The following is a 24,460-nucleotide window of genomic DNA, read 5'->3' as shown; positions in this document are numbered from 1 at the left end:
GGTAAATGGTGCGTTGCGCCGCCATGCGCGTTCAGGCCCCGCTGCCGTCGCCTTCGGCCGGCTGCACCTGATGCTTCATGATCACGGGGATCTGGGCCAGGGAAAAGGCGATGGACAACGGCATGATGCCGAACACCTTGAAATTCACCCACATCTCCGTGCCGAAGCTGCGCCAGACGATCTCGTTCAGCAGGGCCAGCGCCAGGAAGAACCAGGCCCAGCGCACGGTCAGGATACGCCAGCCCGTCTCCGTCATCTCCAGCGCGGCCCCCAGCACCACCTTCAGCAGGTTGCGCTTCAGAATCAGGCCCGCAAACAGCGTACCTGCCAGCAGCAGATTGACGACCGTCGGCTTGATCTTGATGAACAGTTCGTCGTTCAGCCACAGTGTCAGGCCGCCAAAGACCAGCACGAAGAAGCAGCCGACCACCGGCATGACCGGCAGGCGCCGTTCAAGCAGCCAGCTTGCGGCCAAAGCCACACTGGTGGCGGCCATGAAGACACCCGTACCGGCCATCAGGCCATAGCGGGAATTGATGACGAAGAACAGGGCCAGCGGCCCCGCCTCCAATGCCAGGCGCAACAAGGGATTCATGGGCGCAAGCTGTACCTGTAACCATCGCGCCGCACCAGTGCGGAGTTGCCGTTCAAGGCATGAAACTTCGCTTTCCCCCGCCCTATGAAAGGAGTAAAGCCCGAGGAGCGGGATGTTTTCTTTGCGGGGGAGAAGGCCGATGATCCGTGCCTACCGCATGGTCGCAGGTCGAAACGAGGCGGTGGACGGCACGCCGGGGCCGGACGCGCTGCGGCAATCCTGCTGGATCGACCTGAACGCGCCCAGCGCCGCCGAAAGGCGCCTGGTCGAGCAGACCTTCGGGATCGAGCTTCCGACGCGCGAGGAGATGCGCGAGATCGAACTGTCCAGCCGGCTTTACCGCGAGGCGGGCGGGGCCTTCATGACAGCCACCGTCCTGTGCCGCGCCGATGCGCCCGTGCCGGAAACGATGGACATCACCTTCGTCCTGACGGGGGAGACGCTGATCACCCTGCGGTTTGATGATCCCAAGCCGTTCTACGGCTTCCACAATCAGGTGTCCCGGCAAAGCGTGCGGCTGGACAGCGGCGTGTCGGCCTTCCTGTCCCTGTTGGACGCCATCCTGGACCGGATCGCCGATGTGCTGGAGGGTGCAGGGCGCGATGTCACCGCCGTGGCGCAGGAACTGATCGACGGGCATCAGGGGCACCTGAATTCCGATCAGCAGCATCTGCTGCTGAAGCGGGTTTCCCGCGCCCACGACCTGACGGCCAAGGCACGGGAAAGCCTGGTCACCCTCACCCGCATCATCGCCTTCACCGCCACCGTGCGCGAACTGGCCAATGACAAGGGGCTGCGCCCCCGGTTGAAGACGCTGGGCCAGGACGCGCAATCGCTGGCCGACTACACGGCCTTCCTGTCATCCAACATCGCGTTCCAGCTGGATGCGCTGCTGGGAGTCGTGGGGATCGAACAGAACAATATCGTGAAGATCTTTTCCGTGGCGGCCGTGGTCTTCCTGCCGCCGACACTGGTTGCCAGCATCTATGGCATGAATTTCCACTTCATGCCCGAGCTTGACTGGCCCTACGGCTATCCGATGGCCCTGGCGCTGATGGTGATGTCGGTGATCGTGCCGTTCCTTTACTTCAAGCGGCGCGGCTGGCTGTAGGGCCATTTCTCCTGGCCGCCTGCTTTCGCGCAGCGGTCAGGAGAAACAAGGGCAGGTTTGGCGGATCATTCCGCCGCGGCACTGATGGGTGCCAGCGGACGGCGCCAGCGGGCCAGCAATTCCGCCTCTTCCGCCTTGGCCTTGGCCAGATGCTCATCCTTCACGTGGCCGAAACCGCGGATATTTTCCGGCACCGAGGCAATTTCCACGGCCAGAAGGGCATTGGCGGGGGACAGGCCGGCCAGCAGTTCCTCCACCACCGCGATATAGTCAGTGATGAGCTGACGTTCCATCACCCGTTCCGGGTTGCGGCCGAAGACATCCAGGCTGCCGCCGCGCAAGCCCTTCATCTTCGCCAGCAGCTTGAAACCCAGCATCATGGCCGGCCCGAATTCCTGCTTCTTCAGGTGGCCTGTCACGGGATCACGCAGGGCGGTGGCCGGCGGGGCCAGATGGAATTTCAGCTTGTAATCGCCCTCGAACTGGGCGGCGATCTGCGCCTGGAAACGGCCGTCGCTGTAAAGCCGTGCCACCTCGTACTCGTCCTTGTAGGACATCAGCTTGAACAGATAGCGGGCGACGGCACGCGACAGGCCGTCGCGACCCGGCGTGCGTTCCGTTTCCACGGCCTGCACGCGGGTAACCAGCGCCTTGTAACGGCCGGCATAGGCGGCATCCTGATAGTCGGTCAGATAGGCGACACGGCGTTCCACCATTTCCGCCAGAGTCTCCGACGCGCGGCGGTGGCCGAAGGCACCCGACTTGTCCGGCTTCGGGGTCGCAGCGGCGATGACGCGGGCCGGATCGACGGCGGCACGGCGGCCCCAGCGGAAGGCGTCCGTATTCATCTTCACGGCCGCCCCGTTCATCTCGATAGCCTTTTCGATCGCCGCGGCGGTGGTCGGGACCAGCCCCTTCTGCCAGGCATAGCCCAGCATGAACATGTTGGTGGCGATGCTGTCACCGCACAGCGCCGTGGCGATCCGTGCGGCATCGATGGCCGACACCGCATCGGCACCGCCCACGCCGGATGCGATGGTGCGCGTCAGGCCGGCGGACGGCACCGTGGCGTCCGGATTGCTGATGAAGGCAGCCGTCATCGTCTCCGCCGTATTGACCACGGCATGGGTGCGGCCGGGCGCCATCTTCGACAGGGCATCGGCATTGGCGGCCACCACGATGTCACAGGCCAGGACAAGGTCAGCCCCGCCGGCGACAATGCGGTTCGCGTGGATCTGATCGGGCCGTTCAGCGATCCGCAGGTGACTGGTCACCGAACCGCCCTTCTGGGCCAGGCCCGCCATGTCCATGGCGGTGAATCCGCGGCCTTCCAGATGGGTCGCCATACCCAGGATGGCGCCGATGGTGACCACGCCCGTCCCGCCGATACCGGTGACCAGGATGTTCCAGGGCTTGTCCAGGGGACTGATCTCCGGCTCCGGCAGCACTCCCCAATCCTCGCCCTTCACGGCAGCCGGCTTGGGCTTCTTCAGCGCGCCACCCTCCACCGTCACGAAGCTGGGGCAGAAGCCCTTCAGGCAGGAGAAATCCTTGTTGCAGGAGGATTGGTCGATCTGGCGCTTCCGGCCGAACTCCGTTTCCACCGGCACCACGGACAGGCAGGATGACTTGGCCGAACAATCACCGCAGCCTTCGCAGACCAGTTCGTTGATCACCACGCGCCGCGCGGGATCGGGGTACTTGTTCCGCTTGCGACGACGACGCTTTTCCGCCGCACAGGTCTGTTCATAAATAAGGACCGTGACGCCCTTCTCCTGTCGCAGGTCCCGCTGAACCTGATCCAGTTCATCACGATGGAACACCTTGGTGCCATGCGGCAGACCCCGGCCCAGCCCGTATTTCTCCGGCCCGTCGCTGACCACCACGATGCGCGACACGCCCTCCGCATCCAGTTGCTGGGCGATGTCGTAGACCGACAGGGTGCCGTCCACAGGCTGGCCGCCCGTCATCGCGACCGCGTCATTGTAAAGAATCTTGTAGGTGATGTTCACCTTGGCCGACACGGCCGCACGCACGGCAAGGATGCCGGAATGGAAATAGGTGCCGTCCCCCAGATTGGCGAAGACGTGCCCTTCCTCGGTGAAGTTCGACTGGCCGATCCACTGCACGCCCTCGCCGCCCATCTGGCTGAACACATCGGTGCTGCGGCCCATCCAGGTGACCATGTAATGGCAGCCGATGCCGGCCAGACCACGGCTGCCCTCGGGCAGGCGGGTGGAGGTATTGTGCGGGCAGCCGGAACAGAAGAACGGGGTGCGCACCACAGTGGATGAAGGCGTATTCTGCCGCACCCGGTGTTCCATACGGGCCAGGCGCTCCGACACATACTCGTTCGGCCCGAAGGCCAGGATGCGGGCCGCCAGCACGCGGGCGATATCCACGGGGCTCAGTTCCGCCTTCTCCGTGAACAGCGGCTTGCCCATCTCGTCGGTCTTGCCCAGGACGCGCGGGCGGCGATCCCAGTGAAATAGCTGTTCCTTGATCTGGCTTTCCAGGACGGAACGCTTTTCCTCCACGACCAGCAGTTCCTCGGCCGGATGCGCGAAATCGCGCAGGCCCACCGGCTCCAGCGGCCAGGCCATGGCCACCTTGTAGATGCCCAGACCCCACTGCGTGGCCATCTCCTCGTTGATTTCAAGCTCATCCAGCGCCTGGCGCACATCCAGATAGGATTTGCCGATGGTGATCAGGCCGAGACGCGGGGCGGCATGGCCGAACACCACCTTGTCCAGACGATTGGCGCGGGCAAACGCGCGGGCGGCGTCCAGCTTCCAATCGATCATCCGGGCTTCCTGGATCAACGGCGTGTCATGCAGCCGGATGTTCAGGCCGCCGGGCGGCAGTTCGAAATCGGTCGGCACCTGCAATTGCACACGTCGCGGATCGATATCGACGATGGCCGTGGTGTCGATCGTGTCGGCGATGCAGGTGAACCCGACCCAGGCGCCGGCATAGCGCGACAGGGCGAAGCCCGCCAGGCCCAGATCCAGGAACTCCTGGACACCGGCCGGATTGATGGTCGGCATGAAGGCATGGATGAAGGCCTGATCCGACTGGTGCGGCAGGGTGGAGGATTTGCAGCTGTGATCATCGCCGGCGAAGGCCAGCACGCCGCCATGCCGGCTGGTGCCCGCAAAATTCGCATGCTTGATGGCATCGATGGACCGGTCCACGCCGGGGCCCTTGCCGTACCAGATGCCGAACACGCCATCGACCTTGGCGCCCCGCCACAGGTTCACCTGCTGGCTGCCCCAGACGGCCGTGGCGCCCAGTTCCTCGTTCACGCCGGGCTGGAAATGGATGCCGCCGCGCCCCAGAAACTTGCGGGCCTGCCACAGCGCCTGATCATAGGCACCCAGTGGTGACCCGCGATAACCGGAAATGAAGCCGGCCGTGTTCAAGCCCGCGGTCTGGTCACGCTGCCTTTGCAGCATGGGCAGCCGCACCAGAGCCTGGGTGCCTGTCATGAAGACACGCCCCTGCTCCAAGGCGTATTTATCGTCCAGCGAAACGGTCGCAAGCGCGCGGGCGGCATCAGCCATCGGAACCCTCCCCTTTCGGGCCGACACATACGGCCCGAATAATGACCCGGATTAACATCACGGTAACCCACAAAATAGGTCAGTTCTACTGACTTATTTTAGAACCCGATTCCGCGCTTTCCCGACCGATTGATGCAGGATGGCCCGCCATAATAGGGCAATATTGCTGCCGCATTGCGGTGGTGCAGTGCAACATCGCCATGGTGGGTCCGACGCGGGCGAGAATCGGCAAAGACCCTATGCATCGGGTCAGGTGGAAGGATGCGCCCGTCCCGATGCGGTGGGAGTAAATATGGTTTCCATGATGTGAATTTGTCGGCCGGATTGGAATTGTCGGTGACCACGGAACAGGCGCTGCGGCAATCGCTGATCCTGCATCAGCGCTACCTGGAAGGCCGGCCGGGCGGCAGACGGCTGGAATTGAAGTCACTGGAACTGCGTGGCGGGCAGCTTGATGGTGCCGACATGCGAACGGCCCTGTTGAGCGGGGTCAACCTGGAGGAAGCGCATCTGCGCGCTTCCCTCCTGGATGGGGCCGACCTGTTCGGCGCCAACCTGGCCAGGGCCGATATGGAAAGCGCCAGCCTGGTCTCCGCCGACCTGCGCGGGATCAACCTGGCCGGCGCCAATCTGCGACAGAGCCGGTTCGACCGTGCCGACCTGCGCCAGGGTCAGCTTGTCATCTGGGTCGGCAAGGTCCAGCAGAAGGTCATCCAGACGGCCAACCTGAGCAATGCCGATATGGCCAATGCCTCACTGGCCGGGGCCGACCTGTCGGGGGCCGACATGCGCAATGTCAACTTGGCTGGCGCCGACCTGGCCGGCGCGCATCTGTTCGCGGCCAACCTGTCAGGCGCCGATCTGCGGGGAAGCAATTTCACCGAAGCAAAAATGAAAGGCGCCATCCTGGACAATGCCCAGGTTGCCGGTGCCAATTTCGCCCGCGCCGACCTGCGCGATGCCCGGCTGCGCAATGTCTGCCCCACCGACGCCAACTTCAAGGCGGCCTACACCGACGGCGCACGTTTCAGCGCCGATCGCGGCAAGCTGTCCGCCCTCCTGCGCGATGCCATCGCGGAGCACCAGCGCTGGGTCATCACCAATGGGCGGGAAGGCCAGCGCATGGTGATGCTGAAGCCCGACCTGTCCGGGGCCGACCTGACGGGCTGTGACCTGTCGGGCGCCGAACTGACCTATGCCCGGTTCGACAAGGCCAATCTGAGGGAATCGGTGTGGCGCATGGCAAAGCTCACCGGTTCCAGCTTTCGCGGGGCGGAACTGCGCGACGCCGTATTCGACGGGGCCAACCTCTTCCGGGCCGACCTGCGGGAGGCAAGCCTGCTGGATACGCAGTTTGGTCCCGTCCCGCTGCGCGACGCAGACGGAAAGTCACTGGACCGCGACTGGCCGGCGGACCTGCGGGAAGCCAACCTGGCGGGGACCGATGCCCGTGGCGCGGTCATGCGCAAGGCCCGTCTGGAGGGTGCAAGCTTCACCAACGCCAATTTCGCCGCCGCCGACCTGCGCGGCGCCATATTGGACGGCAAGGCGCGATCGGCGCCCGAACTGCGGCGGGCCCGGATCGACTGACGCCGACCACCCCCTGTCCCGTTGGCATTGCGGCAGGTGACGCGGGGGGCTTGGCTGCGCTAGGCTCACGGTAGCAACGATAAAGCACCGCGATCCGGAAAACATCCCGCCATGTCCAAACACAAGACCGATCCCGCCAGCCTTCCCTATCGCCCCTGCGTCGGCATCATGCTGATCAATCGCGATGGCCATATCTTCGTCGCCAAACGCACCGACACCCCTGGCGCCTGGCAAATGCCCCAGGGCGGCATCGACGACGGGGAAACACCGGCCATGGCCGCCCTGCGCGAACTGGAGGAGGAAATCGGCACGGCCAAGGCGGAAATTCTGGCCGAAAGCACGCAATGGCTTTCCTATGACCTGCCGCCGCATCTGGTCGGCAAGGTGTGGGGCGGCCGCTATCGCGGCCAGACACAGAAATGGGTGGCCTGCCGGTTCACGGGCAGCGATGCCGATATCGACATCGCCACACAGCATCCGGAATTCGACGCCTGGCAATGGGTGCCGATCAACGAATTGACACGGCTCATTGTGCCCTTCAAACGGGCAACCTATGAGCAGGTGGTGGCGGAACTGGGCCATATGGCCGTGCCGGGCTGACCCGGCCGCCCCCGCCACGCCCCGTCCCTTTGCAGGTTTCGCTTTCCATGAACAGTCAGAAACATCCAGCGATCCACCTGAACCCCTCCCTGGACCGGCCGGCGATCGGCCGGGCGTTGCAGGCCGGCCGGCGTGCGCAGGTGAAGAACATCTTCCCGAAGCCCGTTGCAGACGCCCTTTACGAATGCCTCAGCAAACAGGTGCCCTGGAATACGATCTTCAGCGAGGGGGACCAGAAGGTTCATGCCCTGCACCCCACCCAGGTGGCGGCCATGACGCCAGCCCACCATCAATGGCTGACACAGTTTGTCATCGACAGGGCCCGGGACGGATACCAGTCCTTATACGAGAATTACCCGATCTGGGACCTGCTGGATAAGAAGATCGCGCCCGATCTTTATGTGTTCCGGTTCGTGGAATTCTTCAACAGTCCGGAATTCCTGGATTTCATCCGCGAAATCTCCGGCGTGGACAGCATCGCCATGACCGATGCGCAGGCGACCCTGTTCCGCAACGGTCATTTCCTGGCCCGCCATACCGATGGCGATTATCGGACCAAGGGCCGGCGGATGGCCTATGTGCTCAACATGACGCCCGTCTGGCGGACCGAATGGGGCGGCATCCTGGAATTCACCGACGATGACGGCAATGTCATCGACGGCTTCATGCCGGCCTATAACACCCTCAACCTGTTCTATGTGCCCAGTTGGCACCATGTCAGCTATGTGACCCCGTTCGCCGCCGCCGGGCGCTACGGGATCACGGGCTGGCTGCGGGACGCGACCTGACCGGCAGGAAGGAACGCCCCCCGTGACACGGCCACCGATCCAGAATAATCGTCAGGCCGACATCATGCGGCTGATCCAGCAGGGCATGGCGGCACACCGGGCCGGACAGCTATCCGTGGCGGCGGATTGCTTCAAGGCCGTTCTGCGGCTGCACCCCTCGCACCCCGATGCGCTGCAGCTTCTGGGCCTGACCGCCAAGGCCGCAGGCCGTCCGGCGGAAGCAGAGGACTGGATGCGCCGGTCGATCGCGGCCGCCGCCAACCAGCCGCATGTGCATAACAATCTCGGCAATCTCCTGCTGGACCGTGGCGATGCGGCGGGGGCGCTGGCTGAATATGACCGGGCGGTCCGCATCCGGGCCGATTATCGCGATGCCTGGTTCAACCGCGCCAAGGCTTTGGGCATGCTGGGCCGCCATCCGGATGCGTTGGCCAGCCTGGATCGGGCCCTGGCGCTGACACCCGATCATGTGCCGGCATTGGTCAATCGCGGTGTGACGCTGTTGCAGTTGAAGCGTCTTGACGACGCTGAGGCCAGTCTGCGCCGCGCCCTGCAGCTGCTGCCCCACTCGGCCCGTGCGCATATGAATCTGGGACTGGTCCTGAAACATCGGGGCCGGTTCCATGACGCCGAAACCCATTACCGCCAGTCGCTGGCCCAGGACCCACGGCACTGGGAAAGCTGGTTGAACCTGGGCAACTGCCTGTCCGCCCTCAACCGCCCCGACGAGGCCATCCATGCCTATCGCCATGCCTTGACGCTGAATATCCTGGACAGGGACATTCATACGAACCTGTCCAAGCTGCTCTGGCGCACGGGGCGGACGGAGGAGGTTCTGGCCTCCTACGAGTTGTTGCGTCAGCAGATGCCGGATTCCCCAGATGCCATGCTGCTGATTGCCGAAGCGCTGGCCGAGTTCGGGCACCACGATGAGGCGGAAGCGGAATTCCGGTCCCTGATGGGAAAGGCACCCGACCGGGCCGCGGTCTTCACCGCCTTCGGCAACCTGATGCTACGGCTCCAGCGGCCCGCGGAGGCCTTGACGGCCTTTGACCGTGCGACCGCCCTGGACCCCGGATCGGGCGCCCCCCTGAACGGTCTGGCAGAGGCAGCGTTACGGCTTGGCCAGCCTGATACCGCCCTGCCCGCCACCTCCCGCGCCCTCGGCCTGGATGGCAGCGATCAGACGGCACTGGCCATGCGCGGGCTGGCTCTCGGCCTGCTGGGCGACCATGCGGCCCTGAACGTGCTGAACGACTATGACCGGTTCGTGCGCCCCATCCGGTTGCCGGTCCCGGACGGGCACGGCTCGATGCCGGATTTCAACCGCACCCTGCTGGAAACACTGGACGCGCTTCACCGGACAACCAGCCTCGCCCCGATCGACCAGACCCTGCGGCACGGCACCCAGACATCGGAGAACCTGTTCGACCGGCAGGATCAGCCCCTGGCGCTGCGTCAGTTGCAGCAGATGATCACGCAGGCCGTGAAAGATTATCAAGCGGTTCTGCCAGCGGAGGATGGTCATCCATTCCTGTCACGGCCAGGGCGGGCCGATCTCAGGCGGGCGGATCTCTCCTTCGTGGGTTCATGGTCGTCCCGTCTGCATGATCAGGGTTTCCATACCGACCATATCCATCCGGCGGGCTGGATCAGCGGCGTCTATTATATAGAGGTGCCGCCTTCCTGCCGTGACCAGTCGCGGCAGGAAGGCTGGTTGCGGTTCGGCGTGCCACCGTTTCTGCCCGGTCTGCGTACGCCCGCCCGAACCATCCAGCCCGACGAAGGATTGCTGGTCCTGTTCCCTTCCTATTTCTGGCATGGGACCAACCCGTTTTCGGGTCCGGAATACAGGACCACGATCGCCTTCGACCTCGCCCCGTCCTGACACCCGCCATCGGCGGGGCGGACAGCCAAACCGAAAGCCCGCAAATAAAAAAACGGCCCCGCAGAAACGGGGCCGTTTTCAATTCGTCATGCCGGCCGTCCAGCTTGCGCCTTCGGACCTGCAAGGATCGCCGGGCCGGAAGATGATGGCCGAAGCCACCATCCCCCGATCCCGCGAACCGGTACCGTCTTCGCGATTAGAACCGGGCGTTCATGCCGACGAAGAAGCGGCGGCCGACAACGTCATAGACCGACGGATCGGTACCGGCCTGCACGTTGCTCGGATACAGGCGCGGCTGCTGGTCGAACAGGTTGTTCACGCCGGCGCGCAGGGTGACGCCGTCGGTGACCTGCAGACGACCCAGCAGATCGAAGTACCAGGTGGCCTTCACGCCCGGCTCCGAACCCGTCGGATCGACACCGTTGCGGTTGTACTTGTGGTCCATCTTGTGGATGTACCGGGTACGCAGGGAGACCGCATAGCTCTCCTGGCTGTAGGTCGTCATCAGCGTGCCCTTCCATTCCGGCAGGGCGTCGCCGATTTCGTCACCGATGGAGCCGGCATAACGCTCGAAGGCGTCGCCCGGCGCGATCTGCTCGTCAAACTTGTCGAGCCACGACACGAGCATGTTGAAGCTCAGGTCACCCGCGTCGTTCGGCAGTTCGAAGCCATAATCGACCTGAACGTCAACGCCGGCCGTCTTGATGGTCGACAGGTTGCGAACGAACTGCTGGATCTCGTCGGGGGCGCCGGTGGCGTCACGAACGAAGGCCGTGCAGTACGGGTTGGAGGCCGAGAAGTCCGGGTTGTAAGCCGGGTCATAGCAGCGGTTGACGGTCGTCGGCGCGTCGATGGAGCCGATCGCGTCCTTGATCTTGATGTTGTAATAGTCGACCGACAGCGAGAAACGATCGAAGGCCGGCGAGTCGAACGGCGAGGTGATGACGGCGCCGATCGTGAACGTGTCGGCGGTTTCTTCCGACAGGTTCGGGTTACCACCGGTCAGCGCCGAGTACTGGGAGTTCATCTGCGTGTAGCTGTCGATCACCGCCGAAGCAATACCGGTTGCCTGGCAGAGCTGACGGACCTGGGCGGCGTTCGGGCCGGTACGGGCCGCGCTGCCGATATCGCAGGGATCGTTACCCTGCGGGTTGTCGTCGTTCTGCGGCTGGTACAGCTCGTTGATGTTCGGCGCGCGGACAGCGCGCTGATAACCACCGCGCAGGCGGAGCTGATCGATGATGGTCCAGTCACTCTCGATCTTGTAGCTGCTGAAGGTGTTCGCAGCGGAGTGATCGGAGTAACGATAACCACCGGTGATGTTGAAGGCCTGGACGCCCGGCAGGTCGGACAGGATCGGGATCAGGATTTCAGCGTAGAGATCCTTGTTGTCCACCGAACCGGCCAGCGGCTGCTGGGCATTGAAGCCGGCAACGTCGCCGGTCGCCAGCACCGAGTCGGGAACGAACTCGTAGCTCTGCTTCCAATACAGACCACCAACCGCGAAGCCGACGGAACCGGCCGGCAGCGTGAACATGTCGTCGAAGTCGCCTGACAGGGTGAATTCGGCCACGTCATGCTTGATGGTGGTGGTGTTCTTCGCCGTCACGCCGATATAGGCGGCGCATTCGTCGGAGATGTTCTGCGAGCCGAAGATGTCCAGGCCGCCGGCGCACAGCGAGGCACCACCATCGGCGGCATCCAGCAGACGCTCAACGGCGGTCACCGAAGCGTTGCCATCCTGACGCTCGGTCAGGTCGACACGGCCATGGGCGCCGTAGATATCCCAGTTCCAACCATTCTCAAGCTGGCCGCGGAAGCCGCCCAGAACCTGATAGACATTGTTGGAATAGGTGGAAACGCGAGGCCCGAGACCCGTGAAGCGCGTACGCATCAGGAAGTCTTCGTCCGCGCCGGAACCGGGGAGGACCGGCGAGTCACCCGTACGAGAGGCCAGCAGGGCACGCAGGTCGGCCGACAGGAACGGGTTGGTCACCGGAACGGTGAAGAACGCGCCAGCGGCCGGGTTGGTGATGTTGCTGGTCGTCGGCGCCGGGCTGGAAGCCAGGGCCGTCGTCGCATTGTAGTTCGTGAAGCTGGTCTGGGCATAGACCTCGATCGCGTCCGTCAGCTTGTAATGGGCGACGGAATTGACCGACATACGCTCCAGCGGCAGGATCAGGTTGTTCTGCGGCTCGAAGTTGAAGCTGTAGAAGTCGGGGAAGAAGTTCTGCGCGACGGTGTCGTCGATCTCACCACGGTAGTTCTGCACGTCGAACGCCGCGCTGGAATTACCGACGGCGAACAGGCTCTTGTCCGTGTTGAAAGCGAAGGTGCCGGTGCGGGACACCAGACCGGCGCCGACGCCATAGGAACCGAACAGCGCATCGACCGCGGCCTGCGTCGGCGCGTTCGTGCCGATCGGCACATAGGTCGACATCGGGAAGAACGACGTCGTGCTGGTGGCCTGGGCGGAATAGGAACGGGCGCCCTTGCCCATCTGCGCGCGCTTGGCGTAGTTGACCGAAACGGCCACGTTGCCACGGCCATCGGCGAAGTTGCCGCCCACGGTCAGCGTGCCGGAATATTCCTCGGCGTCGCCACGATCGGAGATGCCGTACTGGGCATCGGCCTCGGCACCCTCGAAGTCGCGCTTCAGGATGAAGTTGACAACACCGGCGACGGCGTCGGCGCCGTACACGGCGGACGCACCGCCGGACACCACTTCCACGCGCTCCACCAGAGCGGACGGGATGGTGTTCACGTCGACGATACCGGCAGCGCCCGACGGGGTCGGACGGCGGCCGTTGACCAGCACCAGGTTACGGTTGGCACCAAGGCCGCGCAGGTTGACGCGGGCCTGACCACCGGCCGAGGGGTTGTTCGACGTGGTCGTCACGTCGGGCACCACCTGCGGCAGCTGGTTCAGCAGGGCTTCCGGCGTCAGCGAACCGGTGTTCGCAAAAGCCTCGGCGCTGACGGTGGTGATCGGGCTGTTCGCCATGTAATCGGCGCGCGCGATGCGCGAACCGGTCACCACGATTTCTTCGATCTGGGTCTGATCCTGGGCGAACGCCGGGACGGCGGTCATGGCGGCGCCGACCGCAGCGCCAGCCATCAGGAAGCTGCGGATCGATCGCGCGGAATATACGGACTGCTTCATCTATCTCTTTCCCTTTTCCTGGTGCCCTTTGATGGACACCGATGGGGTTGCCCCAGGCTCCGGACACTGATCAGCGCCGAAGCCACCCGCCCCTGCCCTTTCCTGGAAGCCAGTAGGCCGGACGAGCCGCATAGCTGCTGCCCGCAAATAACAATCTAATCTCTCGCGCTTGCAATAGGTGTTTCACAATGGTGACTCAACATTGCCGCCACCGTTGCATCTTTGCACTGATACCGTCCGCAGCGCGGGGAATCCGCGGAACACCCCCGGATCGGCGGGGGGGCGGGCGGTGCAGGCGTGTAACACCTTTGTATCCGCCATTCAGAGGGCGTCACGCCCCTTCCCGATCATTTTGCGACGCAAGAATTGTTGCTATTGTAACATTCAGATGATCGCGGGTCGCCTGTTCGGCATTTTCGATCATACCGGCCACCGCGGGTAGCCAAGCGGGCGAAAAACGGCCCACGATCTCCAGATCACCGCGAATCGCAAGGTCCAGGGCATGGTGCAGGTCACACAGGGTCAACCTGTGGATGTCCCGGCTTAGGACCCAAGCACCGCGGGACGTGCGCTCCACCCAGCGGACCCCACGCAGGGTTTCCAGCATATTGTCGATGACCGATGCCCCCACCGGCACGCGCCGGGCGATTCCCTCACGCCGCAGGCCCAGGCCGTGGCTGCTGGCCTGATGCAGCACGTCGATGACCCCCAGCGCCACAACGAAGCGCTGCGCCGGCGGCAATCGGTCCCCGATTCCGTCGATATCACCGTGCAGGCGCCCGGACCGCCATTCAGGCAGCGATGCCGTCAGCTCCGCACCGAACAGCACGACCGACCACAAGGTGTAAAGCCAGAGAAGGAAGATCGGGATGACCGACAAGGCCCCGTAGATCGCCTCATAAGTGGGGAACAGGGCCAGATAGAAGGCGAATCCAGTCTTGGCCAGCTCCGTTGCCAGGGCGGCGACGACGCCGCCCGCCAGCGCGTCCTTCCAGGCAACCTCGCGGTTGGGGATGGCCACATACATCAAGGTGAAGGCCGCCGCCTCGCAGATGAACGGGATCAGCGACAGCAGCATGGCCAGGCCCGGGGCGCTGTCCGCCTTGACCTGGGCCATCGCGCCGATACCCAGCGACAGGCTGGCCCCCAGCAGCAGCGGCGTCATGGTCAGAACCGCCCAGAAGGACAGCAGCCGCGTCAGCATGGGACGCGGTTCCACCGCCCGCCAGATGGCATTCAGGGCCCCTTCGATGGAGAAGAACAGCAGGATCGCCGTCACCGACAGACCGATGACCCCGAATCCGGTCAAGGCCCCCGCCTTGGTGACGAACTCCGCCGCATAGGACTGGATCTGGTCACCCACCTGCGGCACCAGACTTTGGAAAAGCATGTCCTCCGCCTGCTGGCGCAGTCGCCGGAAGGCCGGAAAGGCCGTGAAGATGGCAAAGATGACGGTCAGCAGAGGAACCAGCGCCAGCAGCGTCGTGTAGGTGAGCGAACTGGCGGCGTTGAAGCCGTTGTCACGCACGAACCGCCGTGCGGCATGCATGAGGATGGTTCCCCCGTCGCGCACCGGCCGGGGCACGCCCCGCTTCACCCAGTCCGAAAACCCTGCCCCGCCCCGCATGCGTTTGACCCTCATTTCCGTTCGTGTAGGATGCCCGCCAATTATGGCCGACCGGCCATGGCGGAGAGAAGCAAATGACGAACAGCGCCCCGACCCAAAGCAGCAGCCCGGTGCAGAACGGCCTGATGGCCGGCAAGCGCGGCCTTATCATGGGTGTCGCCAACGACCGTTCCATCGCCTGGGGCATCGCGCAGGTCGCAGCCCAGCATGGGGCGCAACTGGCTTTCACCTATCAGGGCGATGCGTTGCTGAAGCGCGTGAAGCCGCTGGCCGAGCAGGCCGGTTCCGATATCCTGCTGCCCTGCGACGTGACGGACGAGGCCAGCATCGATGCGGCCTTTGCGACGATCGCCGAGAAGTGGGGCGGCCTGGACTTCGTGGTTCATGCCATCGCCTTTTCCGACAAGAACGAACTGGACGGCCTCTATCTCAATACCAGCCGCGCCAATTTCCTGAAAAGCCTGGACATCTCCTGCTATTCCTTCACCGCCGTTTCCCAGCGCGCCGTGCCCTTGATGAAGGAAGGCGGCAGCCTGCTGACGCTCTCCTACTATGGGGCGGAAAAGGTCATGCCGCATTATAATGTCATGGGCGTGGCCAAGGCCGCCCTGGAAGCCAGCGTCAAGTATCTGGCCAACGATCTGGGGCCGCAGGGCATCCGCGTCAATTCCATCTCTGCCGGCCCCATCAAGACGCTGGCTGCCAGTGGCATCGGCGATTTCCGCTATATCCTGAAATGGAACGAGTTGAACGCGCCGCTGCGCCGCAACGTCACCATCAACGAGGTCGGCAATGCCGGCCTGTTCCTGCTGTCCGACCTGGGCAGCGGTGTGACGGGTGAAAACCTGCATGTCGACAGCGGCTATCACACGGTCGGCATGGTGCAGGTGGATGCCGCCGTGGAGACGGGCAAGCTGCTGGCCGGCATGGGCGAGGGCTGAGCGTAAATGGCGGGCAACAGCTTCGGCACCCTGTTCCGGTTCACCACCTTCGGCGAAAGCCATGGCCCTGCCATCGGCTGTATCGTGGACGGGGTGCCGTCGCGCCTTGCCCTGGACGAGGCTTTCATCCAGGGCTTCCTGGACAAGCGCAAGCCCGGACAGAACAAGTATGTCACCCAGCGGCGCGAGCCGGACCGGGTGCAAATCAAGTCTGGCACGTTTGAGGGGCGGACGACCGGCACGCCGGTCATGCTGTTCATCGAGAATGAGGACCAGCGGTCGAAGGATTACGGGGATATCAAGGACAAGTTCCGCCCCGGCCATGCCGACTACACCTATCAGGCGAAGTACGGCATCCGCGACTATCGCGGCGGCGGCCGGTCATCGGCCCGGGAAACCGCCAGCCGCGTGGCGGCCGGTGCCGTGGCGAGGCGCGTGCTGGAAACCGTGCCGGGCGGCCCCGTCACCATCCGCGCCGCCATGGTGCAGATGGGACCACACAAGATCGACCGGTCCCGCTGGGACTGGGCAGAGGTCGACCGGAACCCCTTCTTCTGCCCCGACGCGGATACCGCGGCGGCCTGGGCCGACTATCTGGATGTAGTGCGCAAGGCCGGTTCCTCGGTCGGCGCCGTGATCGAGGTGGTGGCCTCCGGCGTGCCCGCCGGCTGGGGGGAACCACTTTACGACAAGCTCGACAGTGACCTGGCTTGCGCCATGATGAGCATCAACGCCGTCAAGGGCGTGGAGATCGGTGCCGGTTTCGACGCGGCCTGCCTGACCGGGGAAGAAAATGCCGATCAGATGCGCGCCGGCCCGGACGGCAAGCCGGTCTTCCTGTCCAACAATGCCGGTGGCATCCTGGGCGGTATCTCCACGGGGCAGGATATTATCGTCCGTTTCGCGGTGAAACCGACCAGTTCCATCCTGACACCACGGCAGACGGTGGATTTGGAAGGACAGGAGACGGAGGTCCTGACCCGGGGACGACACGATCCCTGCGTCGGTATCCGCGCCGTGCCCGTGGGCGAGGCGATGATGGCCGTCGTGCTGGCCGACCATTTCCTGCGGGCCCGCGCCCTGGGACAATGACCCGCGCTCCCGCCCCTTTTCAAGCAGCGACCGGCGGGACTAGGATTGCGGGTCATTTCCAGCCCGTGGCCCGTCCGCCGATGTCCTGTCTTTCGCCCGACCAGATCGCCGCCTATCACCGAGATGGTTTCCTCATGCTGCCCGGATTCGCATCGGCGGCGGATTGTGATGCGCTGATGGCACGGGCAGCGACGCTGGTGGACGGGTTCGATGCCGACGCGCACGCCTCCATCTTCTCCACGGTCGACCAGCAGAAGACGTCCGACGACTATTTCCTGTCCTCCGGCGACGATATCCGCTTCTTCTTCGAGGAGGAGGCATTCGATGCCGAAGGGCGGCTGCGCCAGGACAAGCATCTGTCGATCAACAAGATCGGCCATGCCCTGCATGACCGGGACGCCCTTTTCGACCGTTTTTCCCGGGATGCGCGCCTGAGTGTGATCATGCGCGACATCGGCCTGTCGCAACCGCTGCTGATGCAGTCCATGTATATCTTCAAACAGCCCCGCATCGGTGGCGAGGTCGTGTGTCACCAGGACAGCACCTTTCTCTATACCGAGCCCATGAGCGTCGTCGGCCTTTGGTTCGCGATACAGGACGCGACCCTGGAGAATGGCTGCATGTGGGCCCGGCCCGGCGGCCATCGCGACGGGCTGCGGAAACGTTTCAGCCGGACGGCCGATGGCGGGGTCGGGATGACGGTACTGGATGACCGGACCTGGCCCGACTGCACCCCGGAAAACGGCTATGTGCCGCTGGAAGCGGCCCGCGGCACGCTGATCCTGCTGCATGGGTTGCTGCCGCACCTGTCCGGACCCAACCGGTCCGACCTGTCTCGCCATGCCTACGCGGTGCATGTCGTGGACGGGGCCTGTGCCTATCCGGCCGGCAACTGGCTGCAACGCCCCGCCGGGGACCCAGCACGCGGCTTCTGAAACCGCTTCCGCGGGATGCAGCAAGCCTCAGCGCCCCAGCACATGCCTTGCCAAGGCCGGGTCGTCGGTGATCAACCCGTCGACTCCCCACTCAACCAGTTGCCGCATCTCGGCCTCCCCGTTCACCGTCCATGGCACGACCTGCAGGCCCATCCCCTGCGCCTCCTTCACCATCTTCGGCGTCAGGTTGGGATAATAAGGCGACCAGATGGTGCCGCCGGCCGCCCGAATCGCCGCCGGCAGGCTGCCGCCATAGCGAACAGGGTCGAAGCCGGCCGTCCAGGGGCTGGTTCCCTCCAGGCTGACATTGCCCTCTTCAGGGGTGACGATGGTCAGATAGGCGGTGCGGATGCCGGGGGCGATGTCGCGCACCCCCTGCAATGTGCGCCAGTCAAAGCTCTGGATGGTCACGCGATCCGACAGGCCGGCCTGCTGCACGGCATCAACCAGCAGGCGGGCGAAACGATCGGGGTCGACCGTGTCGCCCGGCGGCGTCGGATCGATCTTCGTTTCGATATTGAAGCGGACCTTTTCATCCCCGCGCGCCCGGACCAGATCGAAAAGCGCGGCCAAGGTCGGGACGCGCGTTCCGTCGATGGGCTGTTGGCTGGCGAACCGCTCGGCATATGAGGTGCCGGGGCGGATGCGGCCAACATCGTAGGTTTGGGCCTGCGCCAGGGTCAGGTCGTACCAGGCAGGCTGCGCCCCTTCCACCCAGGAGCCGTCCGGACCGCGCGCCAGATCGACCGGAACATGCGGGTCATGGGCGATGATCAGATGCCCGTCCCGCGTCACGCCGAGATCGAGTTCCAGCGTGTCCACGCCCAGGTCCAGAGCCATGGCGAAGGCAGGCAGCGTATTCTCCGGCCACAACGCACGCCCGCCCCGATGGGCCTGAAGATCGAAGGCGGAAGCCCCGGAGGCAGCGACCAGGACGGCGGACAGCAGCAGCAACAGCAGGCGCATGGGCTGGCGATCTCCCTTGATGGCGGCGACCGACCTAAGGCCCGGCCATTACGCTTTCATGGCAATCGTCAGCGGCAACCCGTACCGCTCCCGCGCCATCAGACAGGCCTCGTCCCCTGCCACACAATCACGGCAGACCAACGGCCGGTCGGCATAGATGGAACAGGATGTGGTCTTGCCGACCTCCCCCTGCAAGGCGGTGCAGCGCGTTCCCGTCCACCCCATACCCGATCCGTCCGGGGCCACCATTGCCACTGGAATGCGGTCGATATCGGCGTCCTCCTCCAGCGTGAAACGTGGCCAATCGGCCGCATAGGCGCAGCAGGCGCCGCAATCCTGGCAGGTGAAGGGCGGTGGATCGTCCAGCGGGTCCATGATGGGGTCTTGGCAGGCAAAGGTATCTGGTTTTGACGGAGACGCCCGGTGGTTGGCAAGGGGGGAGTTCGTCGTTTGGCCCCACCCCTGCACGGCGTTTCCGCTGTGCCTGAGGTGCCTGTATTTGCTATGACGGCAGCGGTTTGGGAACGTGACTCTGATGGACACGCTTTCCAAAGCCCTTCCATCGCCGACGCCTGCATGCGTGGGCAAAGGCTGCGCCGCAGAAATGGCGCGGCGGCAGTCGCCGCCGTACTGACGGTGAAACATGTCCACCGCCGGTACAGGCATGGCAATCGACCCAACGGACTTGGCCCCATGCTGGAAATCTTCATCGATGCCGACGCCTGCCCCGTGAAGGAGGAGACATTTCGCGTGGCGGAACGCTATGGCATGGCCGTGCATCTGGTGGCAAACGGCCCCTTGCGCGTGCCACCCGGCGGCCTTGTGCGGCTGGTCGTCGTGTCCGACGGCTTTGATGCCGCCGACAACTGGATCGCCGACCATTGCGGGCCGGGGGACATTGCCATAACCGCCGACATCCAGCTTGCCAAACGCTGCCTGGACAAGGGTGCCAAGGTGCTGGGCTCCAACGGCCGCCCCTTCACACCGGCCAATATTGGCGGCGCCTTGGCCTCACGCGCGCTCATGCAGGATCTGCGCGACATGGGGGTGGTGCCGGGTGGCAACGCCCCGATGTCGAAGCAGGACAAAAGCCGCTTCCTTCAGGAACTCGACAAGATGGCGAACGAGGTCAAGCGCGGCCGCTGACGCGCGCCCCGCCTACAGATACCGTGCCCGCAGATGCGCCTTGAAGATGCCGGCATCCAGCGGCTTGCCCGTGGCGCGGACCATCATGTCGCGGGTCGACAGATACCGGCCCCAACGATGCACATTCTCCCCCAGCCATGCGACCAGACCGGCGAAGTCACCCCGTGCGAGCCTGTCGGGAAGATCGGGCATGGCCGTCAGCGCCGCCTGGAACAGTTGCGCCGCCATCATGGCACCCAGCGTATAGGTCGGGAAATATCCCCAGGCGCCACTGGGCCAATGGATATCCTGAAGACAGCCCATGGCCGTGTCGGGCGGGGTGATGCCCAGCAACTCCCGCATGCCCTGATTCCAGGCATCCGGTAAATCGGCCAGATCCATCGCCCCCTGGATCAGCGCCTGTTCCAGCCGCCAGCGCAGGATGACATGCGCCGGATAGGTCACCTCGTCGGCATCGACACGGATGAAGCTGCGTTCCACCCGGCGGAAGCGGCGGCGCAGGTTGTCGGCCGTCCAGGCGACGCCCTGTCCCCCGAACGCCGCCGCCAATTGCGGGGCAAGCCATTCCAGAAAGCGGGGGTGGCGCCCCACCTGCATGTCAAAGGTCAGGCTCTGGCTTTCATGCACGGCAAGGCCGCGCGCCAGTCCAACGGGTTGTGCCGCCCAGGCGGCCGGGCGGCCCATCTCGTAAAGCGCGTGCCCGGCCTCGTGCAGGCCGGATTTCAGCGCCTTGAAGAAATTGTCCGGGTCCAGCCGCGTCGTGATGCGCACATCCCCGGTGGCACCGCCGCAAAAGGCGTGGAGCGACTGGTCCACACGCCCGGCAAAGCCCAGCACACCGGCCAGCCGCTGAACAAGCTCACGCTGGGCCGTGACATCGAACAGTCCCTGGAAGGGTGCCGGCGCGGGTTCCTGATCCTGCACCGCCTCCACCTCCGCCAGAAAGCCCGGCAGGAAGGCCGCATAATCATCAAAGATAGGGCCATAATCGGCCACGCGGCTGCCGGGCTCGTAAATCTCGTGCAACGCATCATACAGGCCGCAATCCAGAACCGCCGCATTGGCCGCCGCGATCTCCCGCTGGTGGGCCAGCACCTGACGCAGATGCGGCAGCAACAACCCATAGTCGTTCCGGGCCTTTGCCGTGCGCCAGACCACCTCGCAGCGTGCGGCATCGCGGGCATTGGCCTCCACCAGGTCAGCCGGAACGGCGGTGGCCAGCCGATGCTCCCGACGCATTTCGGTCAGATTGGCCCGCTGCCAATCATCCAGCAGGTGGGCGTTCCCTGCCGCACTGTCCAGCCAGTCATCCACGCGCGGGTCCAGCAGGGCCGCGTGGATCGCCCCTTCCAGTGCGGCCACCTGATCGGCACGTGCCGCGGCCGATGCGGCCGGCATCATGGTCCGGCTGTCCCAGTTCAGGATCCCCAGCGCCCCTTGCAGACCGGCACGGCGGGCGAACTGTCTTTCAAGCGCCAGATAGGCGGCGGGAGGCGTGGTCATGCCGGGTCCTGACGTCGGAATCCAAAGGCGATATAGACGCCGACCAGCGTCAAGGCCAGCCCGTACCAGGTCAGCGCATAGGAAAGATGATCGTTCTTGAGCTGGATGATGGTGCGTCCGCCGATGGGCAGGCCCCCGGGGTTGGGTGTGTCGTCAGCCTGCAGAACCAGCGGCGCCAGCCGGTCCACGCCGGCAATGGCCGCCAGCGCCCCCATATCCAGCCAGAAGAAGTCACGCTTGTCGGGGCGGTTGTCAGGCTGCATGAAACCCTGTCCCTGGGGTACACGCGCGATGGCGGTCACGGTGACCGTCCCCACGACCTGCCCGTCGGCACGGGTAGCCGGGTCCCGCCGGTCCAGCGGGACCCAGCCCCTGTCGACCAGCACCGTCCCGGCGCCGTCCGCGCGCACCAACGGCGTCAGCACATGGACGCCCTGATGCTGCCGCCCGTCCGTACCGGTATAGAGCCGAGGGCCGATATAGGATTCATGATCATGCAGGAAGTACCCCGTGACCCGCACGCGCCGGTACTCCCAGACCATGGCACCGGGGGCATCGCCCGGCAGATCGACGGGTCCTGCGGCCAATCCGGCGTCGATATGAGCAATCAGGTCCGTCTTCCAGGCAAGCCGGTCCATCTGCCAGGTGCCAAGTCCGATCAGGATGGCAAGAGCGACCAGGGTAGCGATGGTGACCGGCACGCTGGGCCGGAACCGGCGGGCTGACATGGGATCACCCCTCATCCCCGCCGCCCGGTTCCCTGTCGAACTGGTCGCGGCGATAACGGTACTGCAAGGCGATGGTCAGGGCCTTGGCCGGCCGCATCAGGCCAACCGTGGCACCGATGATGACCGGCCCCCAGATCAGCACATGCAGCCACAGGGGCCAATCCACGCGCAGCGACACCAGGAGTGCGGCCGGCACGATGGTGAAGCCCAGCAGAAAGATCAGAAAAACCGCCGGGCCGTCCCCGCTGTCGTTGGCGGCCAGTTCCAGGCCACACACCGAACAGCGATCGACGACCCGCATGAAGCCCTCGTAAAGGGCGCCCTGGCCGCAGCGTGGGCAGCGGCACCGCAAACCCACGCCGAGCAGGGAGGATGGCGTCTCCGTCACGGAAGCGCGTGTCCCGATCAGTGCGCGACCCAACGGCCGCCAGCACCCCACCAGTAGATGGAGATGAACAGGAACAGCCAGACCACGTCAACGAAGTGCCAGTACCAAGCAGCCGCCTCGAAACCGAAATGGCTCTTGGCCGTGAAATGGCCCTTCTTGGTACGGAAGTAGCAGACGGCCAGGAAGATGGTGCCCACGAAGACGTGGAAACCATGAAAGCCCGTGGCCATGAAAAAGGCGGACGAATAGACATTCTCGCCGAACCCGAACGCGGCGTGGCTGTATTCGTACATCTGGAAACCGGAGAACACGATCCCCAGCAGCACCGTGATACCCAGCGCCTTTGCGGCCTCGTCCATCTTGCCTTCCACCATGGCATGATGGGCCCAGGTCACCGTCGTGCCGGACAGCAGCAGGATGACAGTCATCAGCAGCGGCAGGTCGAACGGGTTGAAGGGCACGATGCCGGCCGGCGGCCACACGCCGCCCGTGGCTTCCACGCGGCCATACTGGATGGCTTCGCCATAGAACAGGGAGGCGTCAAAGAAGGCCCAGAAGAAGGCCGCGAAGAACATCACCTCCGAGGCGATGAACAGCGACATGCCATAACGCAGGCCGATCTTCACGATGGGCGTATGGGCCTTTTCGACCACCGACTCCTTCACGATATCGCGCCACCAGCCGAACATGCAGGCCAGGACGGCCGTCAGGCCAGCAGCCAGCAGATACCAGCCATGGTCATGAAACTGCATGACCGCGCCCACGGCCAGCAGGCCGGCGGCAAAGGAGCTGAGAAGCGGCCAGGGGCTCGGGTTGACCAGGTGATAGGGCTGCGGAATGCCGTCCCCGGTATTGCCGCCAGCACTGTGGGCGTTGACGTCAGCCATCTCTCTTTTTCCCTCAAACCAAGGAACTTTGGGTCTTTTCAAGCGGTAGAACGGGTTCGGGCCTTACGACCCGTCCGTGGGGGCGGCGCCAGGGTGCGGTTTGCTGTCCGAACCTTGAGCATACCCTTGGTAATCCTTCCCCCCCGCTGCGTCCAGTGCGCCGGCTGCCGCACCCTCCCCCTGGGTGGGCGGCAGCGCGGCACTCTGATCCGCGGCACGGAAGAACGTATAGGACAGTGTGATCGTCTTGACGTCGGCCATGTCCGGATCGTCCGCCATGGCGGGATCGACATAGAAATAAACCGGCATCTCGATCGACTGTCCGGGCTCCAGCCGCTGCTCGGTAAAGCAGAAGCATTGCAGCTTGTTGAAATAGCGCCCCGCCTTGTCCGGCGTGACATTGTAGGTGGCTGTGCCGATGACGGGCCGGCTCTCATCATTGCGCGCCGTATAGGCGACGGTCATCGCCTCGCCCAGATGCACATCAACGGCCGTCGTCTCCGGCCGGAAGGCCCAGTTGATCGAATTGTTCACATCACCGTTGAAGCGCACGGTCACGGTGCGCTCCAGGATGTGGTCGGGCACTTCCTGCGCCACCTGCGTGGTGCCACCGAAACCAGTGACGCGGCAGAACAGATCGTACAACGGCACCGCGGCGAACGACAGACCGACCATGCCGGCCACCAGCAATGTCAAGCCGCCGGCCATGCGCCGGTTGCGGCGGGAGACATCCACCACGGGCGGGGTTGGCGCCCCTTGAACGGGATCGCTCATGGGAAGGTCCCCCCGCTCATGCGCACCATGGCAACGACGTAGACGATGACGACGAAAGCCACCAGTGCCGCCAGGACGGCCAGATTCTTGCCGCGTTGACGGCGATGGACCTCGGTATCGCCGCCATGGCGGCGACGCACGGGCTGGCTCTGCTGCGGTTCGGTCATGGCCGTTG

Annotated in this window: 21 protein-coding genes; 9 read left to right on the top strand and 12 right to left on the bottom strand. The window is 64.6% G+C overall.

Annotated features, from left to right (window positions below; genetic code table 11):
* Positions 1–31 precede the first annotated feature (31 nt).
* The gene (locus ACM9LZ_RS13930) at positions 32–595 is read right to left on the bottom strand and encodes a septation protein A (RefSeq protein WP_416620086.1); all 564 of its coding nucleotides are present in this window, start codon (positions 593–595) and stop codon (positions 32–34) included.
* Positions 596–734: 139 nt separating this feature from the next.
* Here ACM9LZ_RS13930 and ACM9LZ_RS13925 point away from each other — a divergent pair, with 139 nt between their 5' ends.
* Positions 735–1,706, top strand: a complete 972-nt coding sequence (locus ACM9LZ_RS13925; RefSeq protein ID WP_416620085.1) for a magnesium transporter CorA family protein — start codon at positions 735–737, stop codon at positions 1,704–1,706.
* 65 nt (positions 1,707–1,771) lie between these two features.
* On the opposite strand, the gene ACM9LZ_RS13920 is transcribed toward ACM9LZ_RS13925, so the two are convergent.
* Complete coding sequence (locus tag ACM9LZ_RS13920) at positions 1,772–5,269, bottom strand: indolepyruvate ferredoxin oxidoreductase family protein (protein ID WP_416620084.1); 3,498 nt, start codon at positions 5,267–5,269, stop codon at positions 1,772–1,774.
* A 312-nt stretch (positions 5,270–5,581) separates the two neighbouring features.
* On the opposite strand from ACM9LZ_RS13920, the gene ACM9LZ_RS13915 reads away from it, so the two are divergent.
* From ACM9LZ_RS13915 to ACM9LZ_RS13900, 4 genes are all read left to right on the top strand, one after another.
* The gene (locus tag ACM9LZ_RS13915; protein WP_416620083.1) at positions 5,582–6,859 is read left to right on the top strand and encodes a pentapeptide repeat-containing protein; all 1,278 of its coding nucleotides are present in this window, start codon (positions 5,582–5,584) and stop codon (positions 6,857–6,859) included.
* Positions 6,860–6,970: 111 nt separating this feature from the next.
* Complete coding sequence (locus ACM9LZ_RS13910; protein WP_416620082.1) at positions 6,971–7,459, top strand: RNA pyrophosphohydrolase; 489 nt, start codon at positions 6,971–6,973, stop codon at positions 7,457–7,459.
* A gap of 47 nt (positions 7,460–7,506) precedes the next feature.
* Positions 7,507–8,247: a 2OG-Fe(II) oxygenase gene (locus tag ACM9LZ_RS13905; protein ID WP_416620081.1), complete on the top strand. Its 741-nt coding sequence runs from the start codon at positions 7,507–7,509 to the stop codon at positions 8,245–8,247.
* Positions 8,248–8,269: 22 nt separating this feature from the next.
* On the top strand, positions 8,270–10,135 hold the full coding sequence (locus ACM9LZ_RS13900; RefSeq protein ID WP_416620080.1) for a tetratricopeptide repeat protein: 1,866 nt from the start codon (positions 8,270–8,272) through the stop codon (positions 10,133–10,135).
* A gap of 196 nt (positions 10,136–10,331) precedes the next feature.
* Here the strand turns inward: ACM9LZ_RS13900 and ACM9LZ_RS13895 are convergent, their stop codons facing one another.
* The gene (locus ACM9LZ_RS13895; RefSeq protein ID WP_416620079.1) at positions 10,332–13,298 is read right to left on the bottom strand and encodes a TonB-dependent receptor domain-containing protein; all 2,967 of its coding nucleotides are present in this window, start codon (positions 13,296–13,298) and stop codon (positions 10,332–10,334) included.
* A 331-nt stretch (positions 13,299–13,629) separates the two neighbouring features.
* Positions 13,630–14,925: a YihY family inner membrane protein gene (locus tag ACM9LZ_RS13890; RefSeq protein ID WP_416620078.1), complete on the bottom strand. Its 1,296-nt coding sequence runs from the start codon at positions 14,923–14,925 to the stop codon at positions 13,630–13,632.
* A gap of 74 nt (positions 14,926–14,999) precedes the next feature.
* Here ACM9LZ_RS13890 and fabI point away from each other — a divergent pair, with 74 nt between their 5' ends.
* Genes fabI through ACM9LZ_RS13875 form a run of 3 tightly spaced genes read left to right on the top strand, consistent with a single transcriptional unit; the run spans position 15,000 to position 17,893 of the window.
* The gene (fabI, locus tag ACM9LZ_RS13885) at positions 15,000–15,866 is read left to right on the top strand and encodes an enoyl-ACP reductase FabI (RefSeq protein WP_416620077.1); all 867 of its coding nucleotides are present in this window, start codon (positions 15,000–15,002) and stop codon (positions 15,864–15,866) included.
* 6 nt (positions 15,867–15,872) lie between these two features.
* Positions 15,873–16,958 carry a chorismate synthase gene (gene aroC / locus ACM9LZ_RS13880; RefSeq protein WP_416620076.1) on the top strand — a complete coding sequence of 362 codons (1,086 nt, stop codon included), beginning with the start codon at positions 15,873–15,875 and terminating at the stop codon, positions 16,956–16,958.
* Positions 16,955–17,893 (top strand): phytanoyl-CoA dioxygenase family protein, encoded by a 939-nt coding sequence (locus ACM9LZ_RS13875; RefSeq protein WP_416620075.1) that lies wholly within the window; start codon positions 16,955–16,957, stop codon positions 17,891–17,893. The genes aroC and ACM9LZ_RS13875 overlap by 4 nt, the downstream gene beginning before the upstream one ends.
* Before the next feature lie 27 nt (positions 17,894–17,920).
* Here the strand turns inward: ACM9LZ_RS13875 and ACM9LZ_RS13870 are convergent, their stop codons facing one another.
* Positions 17,921–18,859 carry a glycerophosphodiester phosphodiesterase gene (locus tag ACM9LZ_RS13870; protein ID WP_416620074.1) on the bottom strand — a complete coding sequence of 313 codons (939 nt, stop codon included), beginning with the start codon at positions 18,857–18,859 and terminating at the stop codon, positions 17,921–17,923.
* A 48-nt stretch (positions 18,860–18,907) separates the two neighbouring features.
* Positions 18,908–19,234, bottom strand: coding sequence for a YkgJ family cysteine cluster protein (locus tag ACM9LZ_RS13865; RefSeq protein WP_416620073.1), 327 nt, complete (start codon positions 19,232–19,234; stop codon positions 18,908–18,910).
* Between the two features lie 321 nt (positions 19,235–19,555).
* Between ACM9LZ_RS13865 and ACM9LZ_RS13860 the strand changes: the two genes are divergently transcribed.
* Positions 19,556–20,005 (top strand): YaiI/YqxD family protein, encoded by a 450-nt coding sequence (locus ACM9LZ_RS13860; RefSeq protein ID WP_416620164.1) that lies wholly within the window; start codon positions 19,556–19,558, stop codon positions 20,003–20,005.
* Between the two features lie 12 nt (positions 20,006–20,017).
* Here the strand turns inward: ACM9LZ_RS13860 and ACM9LZ_RS13855 are convergent, their stop codons facing one another.
* The 6 genes from ACM9LZ_RS13855 to ACM9LZ_RS13830 form a co-directional block, all read right to left on the bottom strand.
* Positions 20,018–21,508: a carboxypeptidase M32 gene (locus tag ACM9LZ_RS13855; RefSeq protein WP_416620072.1), complete on the bottom strand. Its 1,491-nt coding sequence runs from the start codon at positions 21,506–21,508 to the stop codon at positions 20,018–20,020.
* The gene (locus ACM9LZ_RS13850; protein ID WP_416620071.1) at positions 21,505–22,236 is read right to left on the bottom strand and encodes an SURF1 family protein; all 732 of its coding nucleotides are present in this window, start codon (positions 22,234–22,236) and stop codon (positions 21,505–21,507) included. Before ACM9LZ_RS13850 ends, ACM9LZ_RS13855 begins: the two co-directional genes overlap by 4 nt.
* A gap of 4 nt (positions 22,237–22,240) precedes the next feature.
* Positions 22,241–22,624, bottom strand: a complete 384-nt coding sequence (locus tag ACM9LZ_RS13845; RefSeq protein WP_416620070.1) for a DUF983 domain-containing protein — start codon at positions 22,622–22,624, stop codon at positions 22,241–22,243.
* Positions 22,625–22,641: 17 nt separating this feature from the next.
* Positions 22,642–23,511: a cytochrome c oxidase subunit 3 gene (locus tag ACM9LZ_RS13840; protein ID WP_416620069.1), complete on the bottom strand. Its 870-nt coding sequence runs from the start codon at positions 23,509–23,511 to the stop codon at positions 22,642–22,644.
* Between the two features lie 63 nt (positions 23,512–23,574).
* Entirely contained in the window at positions 23,575–24,285 is a 711-nt protein-coding gene (locus ACM9LZ_RS13835; RefSeq protein WP_416620068.1) for a cytochrome c oxidase assembly protein, read from the bottom strand.
* Positions 24,282–24,452: a hypothetical protein gene (locus tag ACM9LZ_RS13830; RefSeq protein ID WP_416620067.1), complete on the bottom strand. Its 171-nt coding sequence runs from the start codon at positions 24,450–24,452 to the stop codon at positions 24,282–24,284. The genes ACM9LZ_RS13835 and ACM9LZ_RS13830 overlap by 4 nt, the downstream gene beginning before the upstream one ends.
* Between the last annotated feature and the right edge of the window lie 8 nt (positions 24,453–24,460).

This window comes from Niveispirillum fermenti, assembly GCF_048066175.1.
Lineage (GTDB): Bacteria > Pseudomonadota > Alphaproteobacteria > Azospirillales > Azospirillaceae > Niveispirillum > Niveispirillum fermenti.
This window is presented reverse-complemented; position numbering and strand designations above follow the sequence as displayed.

Excerpts from the sequence above, each read along its gene's own strand:
- ACM9LZ_RS13930 (WP_416620086.1), bottom strand. The coding sequence starts at position 595 with ATGAATCCCTTGTTGCGCCTGGCATTGGAGGCGGGGCCGCTGGCCCTG.
- ACM9LZ_RS13925 (WP_416620085.1), top strand. The coding sequence starts at position 735 with ATGATCCGTGCCTACCGCATGGTCGCAGGTCGAAACGAGGCGGTGGAC.
- ACM9LZ_RS13920 (WP_416620084.1), bottom strand. The coding sequence starts at position 5,269 with ATGGCTGATGCCGCCCGCGCGCTTGCGACCGTTTCGCTGGACGATAAA.
- ACM9LZ_RS13910 (WP_416620082.1), top strand. The coding sequence starts at position 6,971 with ATGTCCAAACACAAGACCGATCCCGCCAGCCTTCCCTATCGCCCCTGC.
- ACM9LZ_RS13905 (WP_416620081.1), top strand. The coding sequence starts at position 7,507 with ATGAACAGTCAGAAACATCCAGCGATCCACCTGAACCCCTCCCTGGAC.
- ACM9LZ_RS13895 (WP_416620079.1), bottom strand. The coding sequence starts at position 13,298 with ATGAAGCAGTCCGTATATTCCGCGCGATCGATCCGCAGCTTCCTGATG.
- ACM9LZ_RS13890 (WP_416620078.1), bottom strand. The coding sequence starts at position 14,925 with ATGCGGGGCGGGGCAGGGTTTTCGGACTGGGTGAAGCGGGGCGTGCCC.
- fabI (WP_416620077.1), top strand. The coding sequence starts at position 15,000 with ATGACGAACAGCGCCCCGACCCAAAGCAGCAGCCCGGTGCAGAACGGC.
- aroC (WP_416620076.1), top strand. The coding sequence starts at position 15,873 with ATGGCGGGCAACAGCTTCGGCACCCTGTTCCGGTTCACCACCTTCGGC.
- ACM9LZ_RS13875 (WP_416620075.1), top strand. The coding sequence starts at position 16,955 with ATGACCCGCGCTCCCGCCCCTTTTCAAGCAGCGACCGGCGGGACTAGG.
- ACM9LZ_RS13870 (WP_416620074.1), bottom strand. The coding sequence starts at position 18,859 with ATGCGCCTGCTGTTGCTGCTGCTGTCCGCCGTCCTGGTCGCTGCCTCC.
- ACM9LZ_RS13865 (WP_416620073.1), bottom strand. The coding sequence starts at position 19,234 with ATGGACCCGCTGGACGATCCACCGCCCTTCACCTGCCAGGATTGCGGC.
- ACM9LZ_RS13855 (WP_416620072.1), bottom strand. The coding sequence starts at position 21,508 with ATGACCACGCCTCCCGCCGCCTATCTGGCGCTTGAAAGACAGTTCGCC.
- ACM9LZ_RS13850 (WP_416620071.1), bottom strand. The coding sequence starts at position 22,236 with ATGTCAGCCCGCCGGTTCCGGCCCAGCGTGCCGGTCACCATCGCTACC.
- ACM9LZ_RS13840 (WP_416620069.1), bottom strand. The coding sequence starts at position 23,511 with ATGGCTGACGTCAACGCCCACAGTGCTGGCGGCAATACCGGGGACGGC.
- ACM9LZ_RS13835 (WP_416620068.1), bottom strand. The coding sequence starts at position 24,285 with ATGAGCGATCCCGTTCAAGGGGCGCCAACCCCGCCCGTGGTGGATGTC.
- ACM9LZ_RS13830 (WP_416620067.1), bottom strand. The coding sequence starts at position 24,452 with ATGACCGAACCGCAGCAGAGCCAGCCCGTGCGTCGCCGCCATGGCGGC.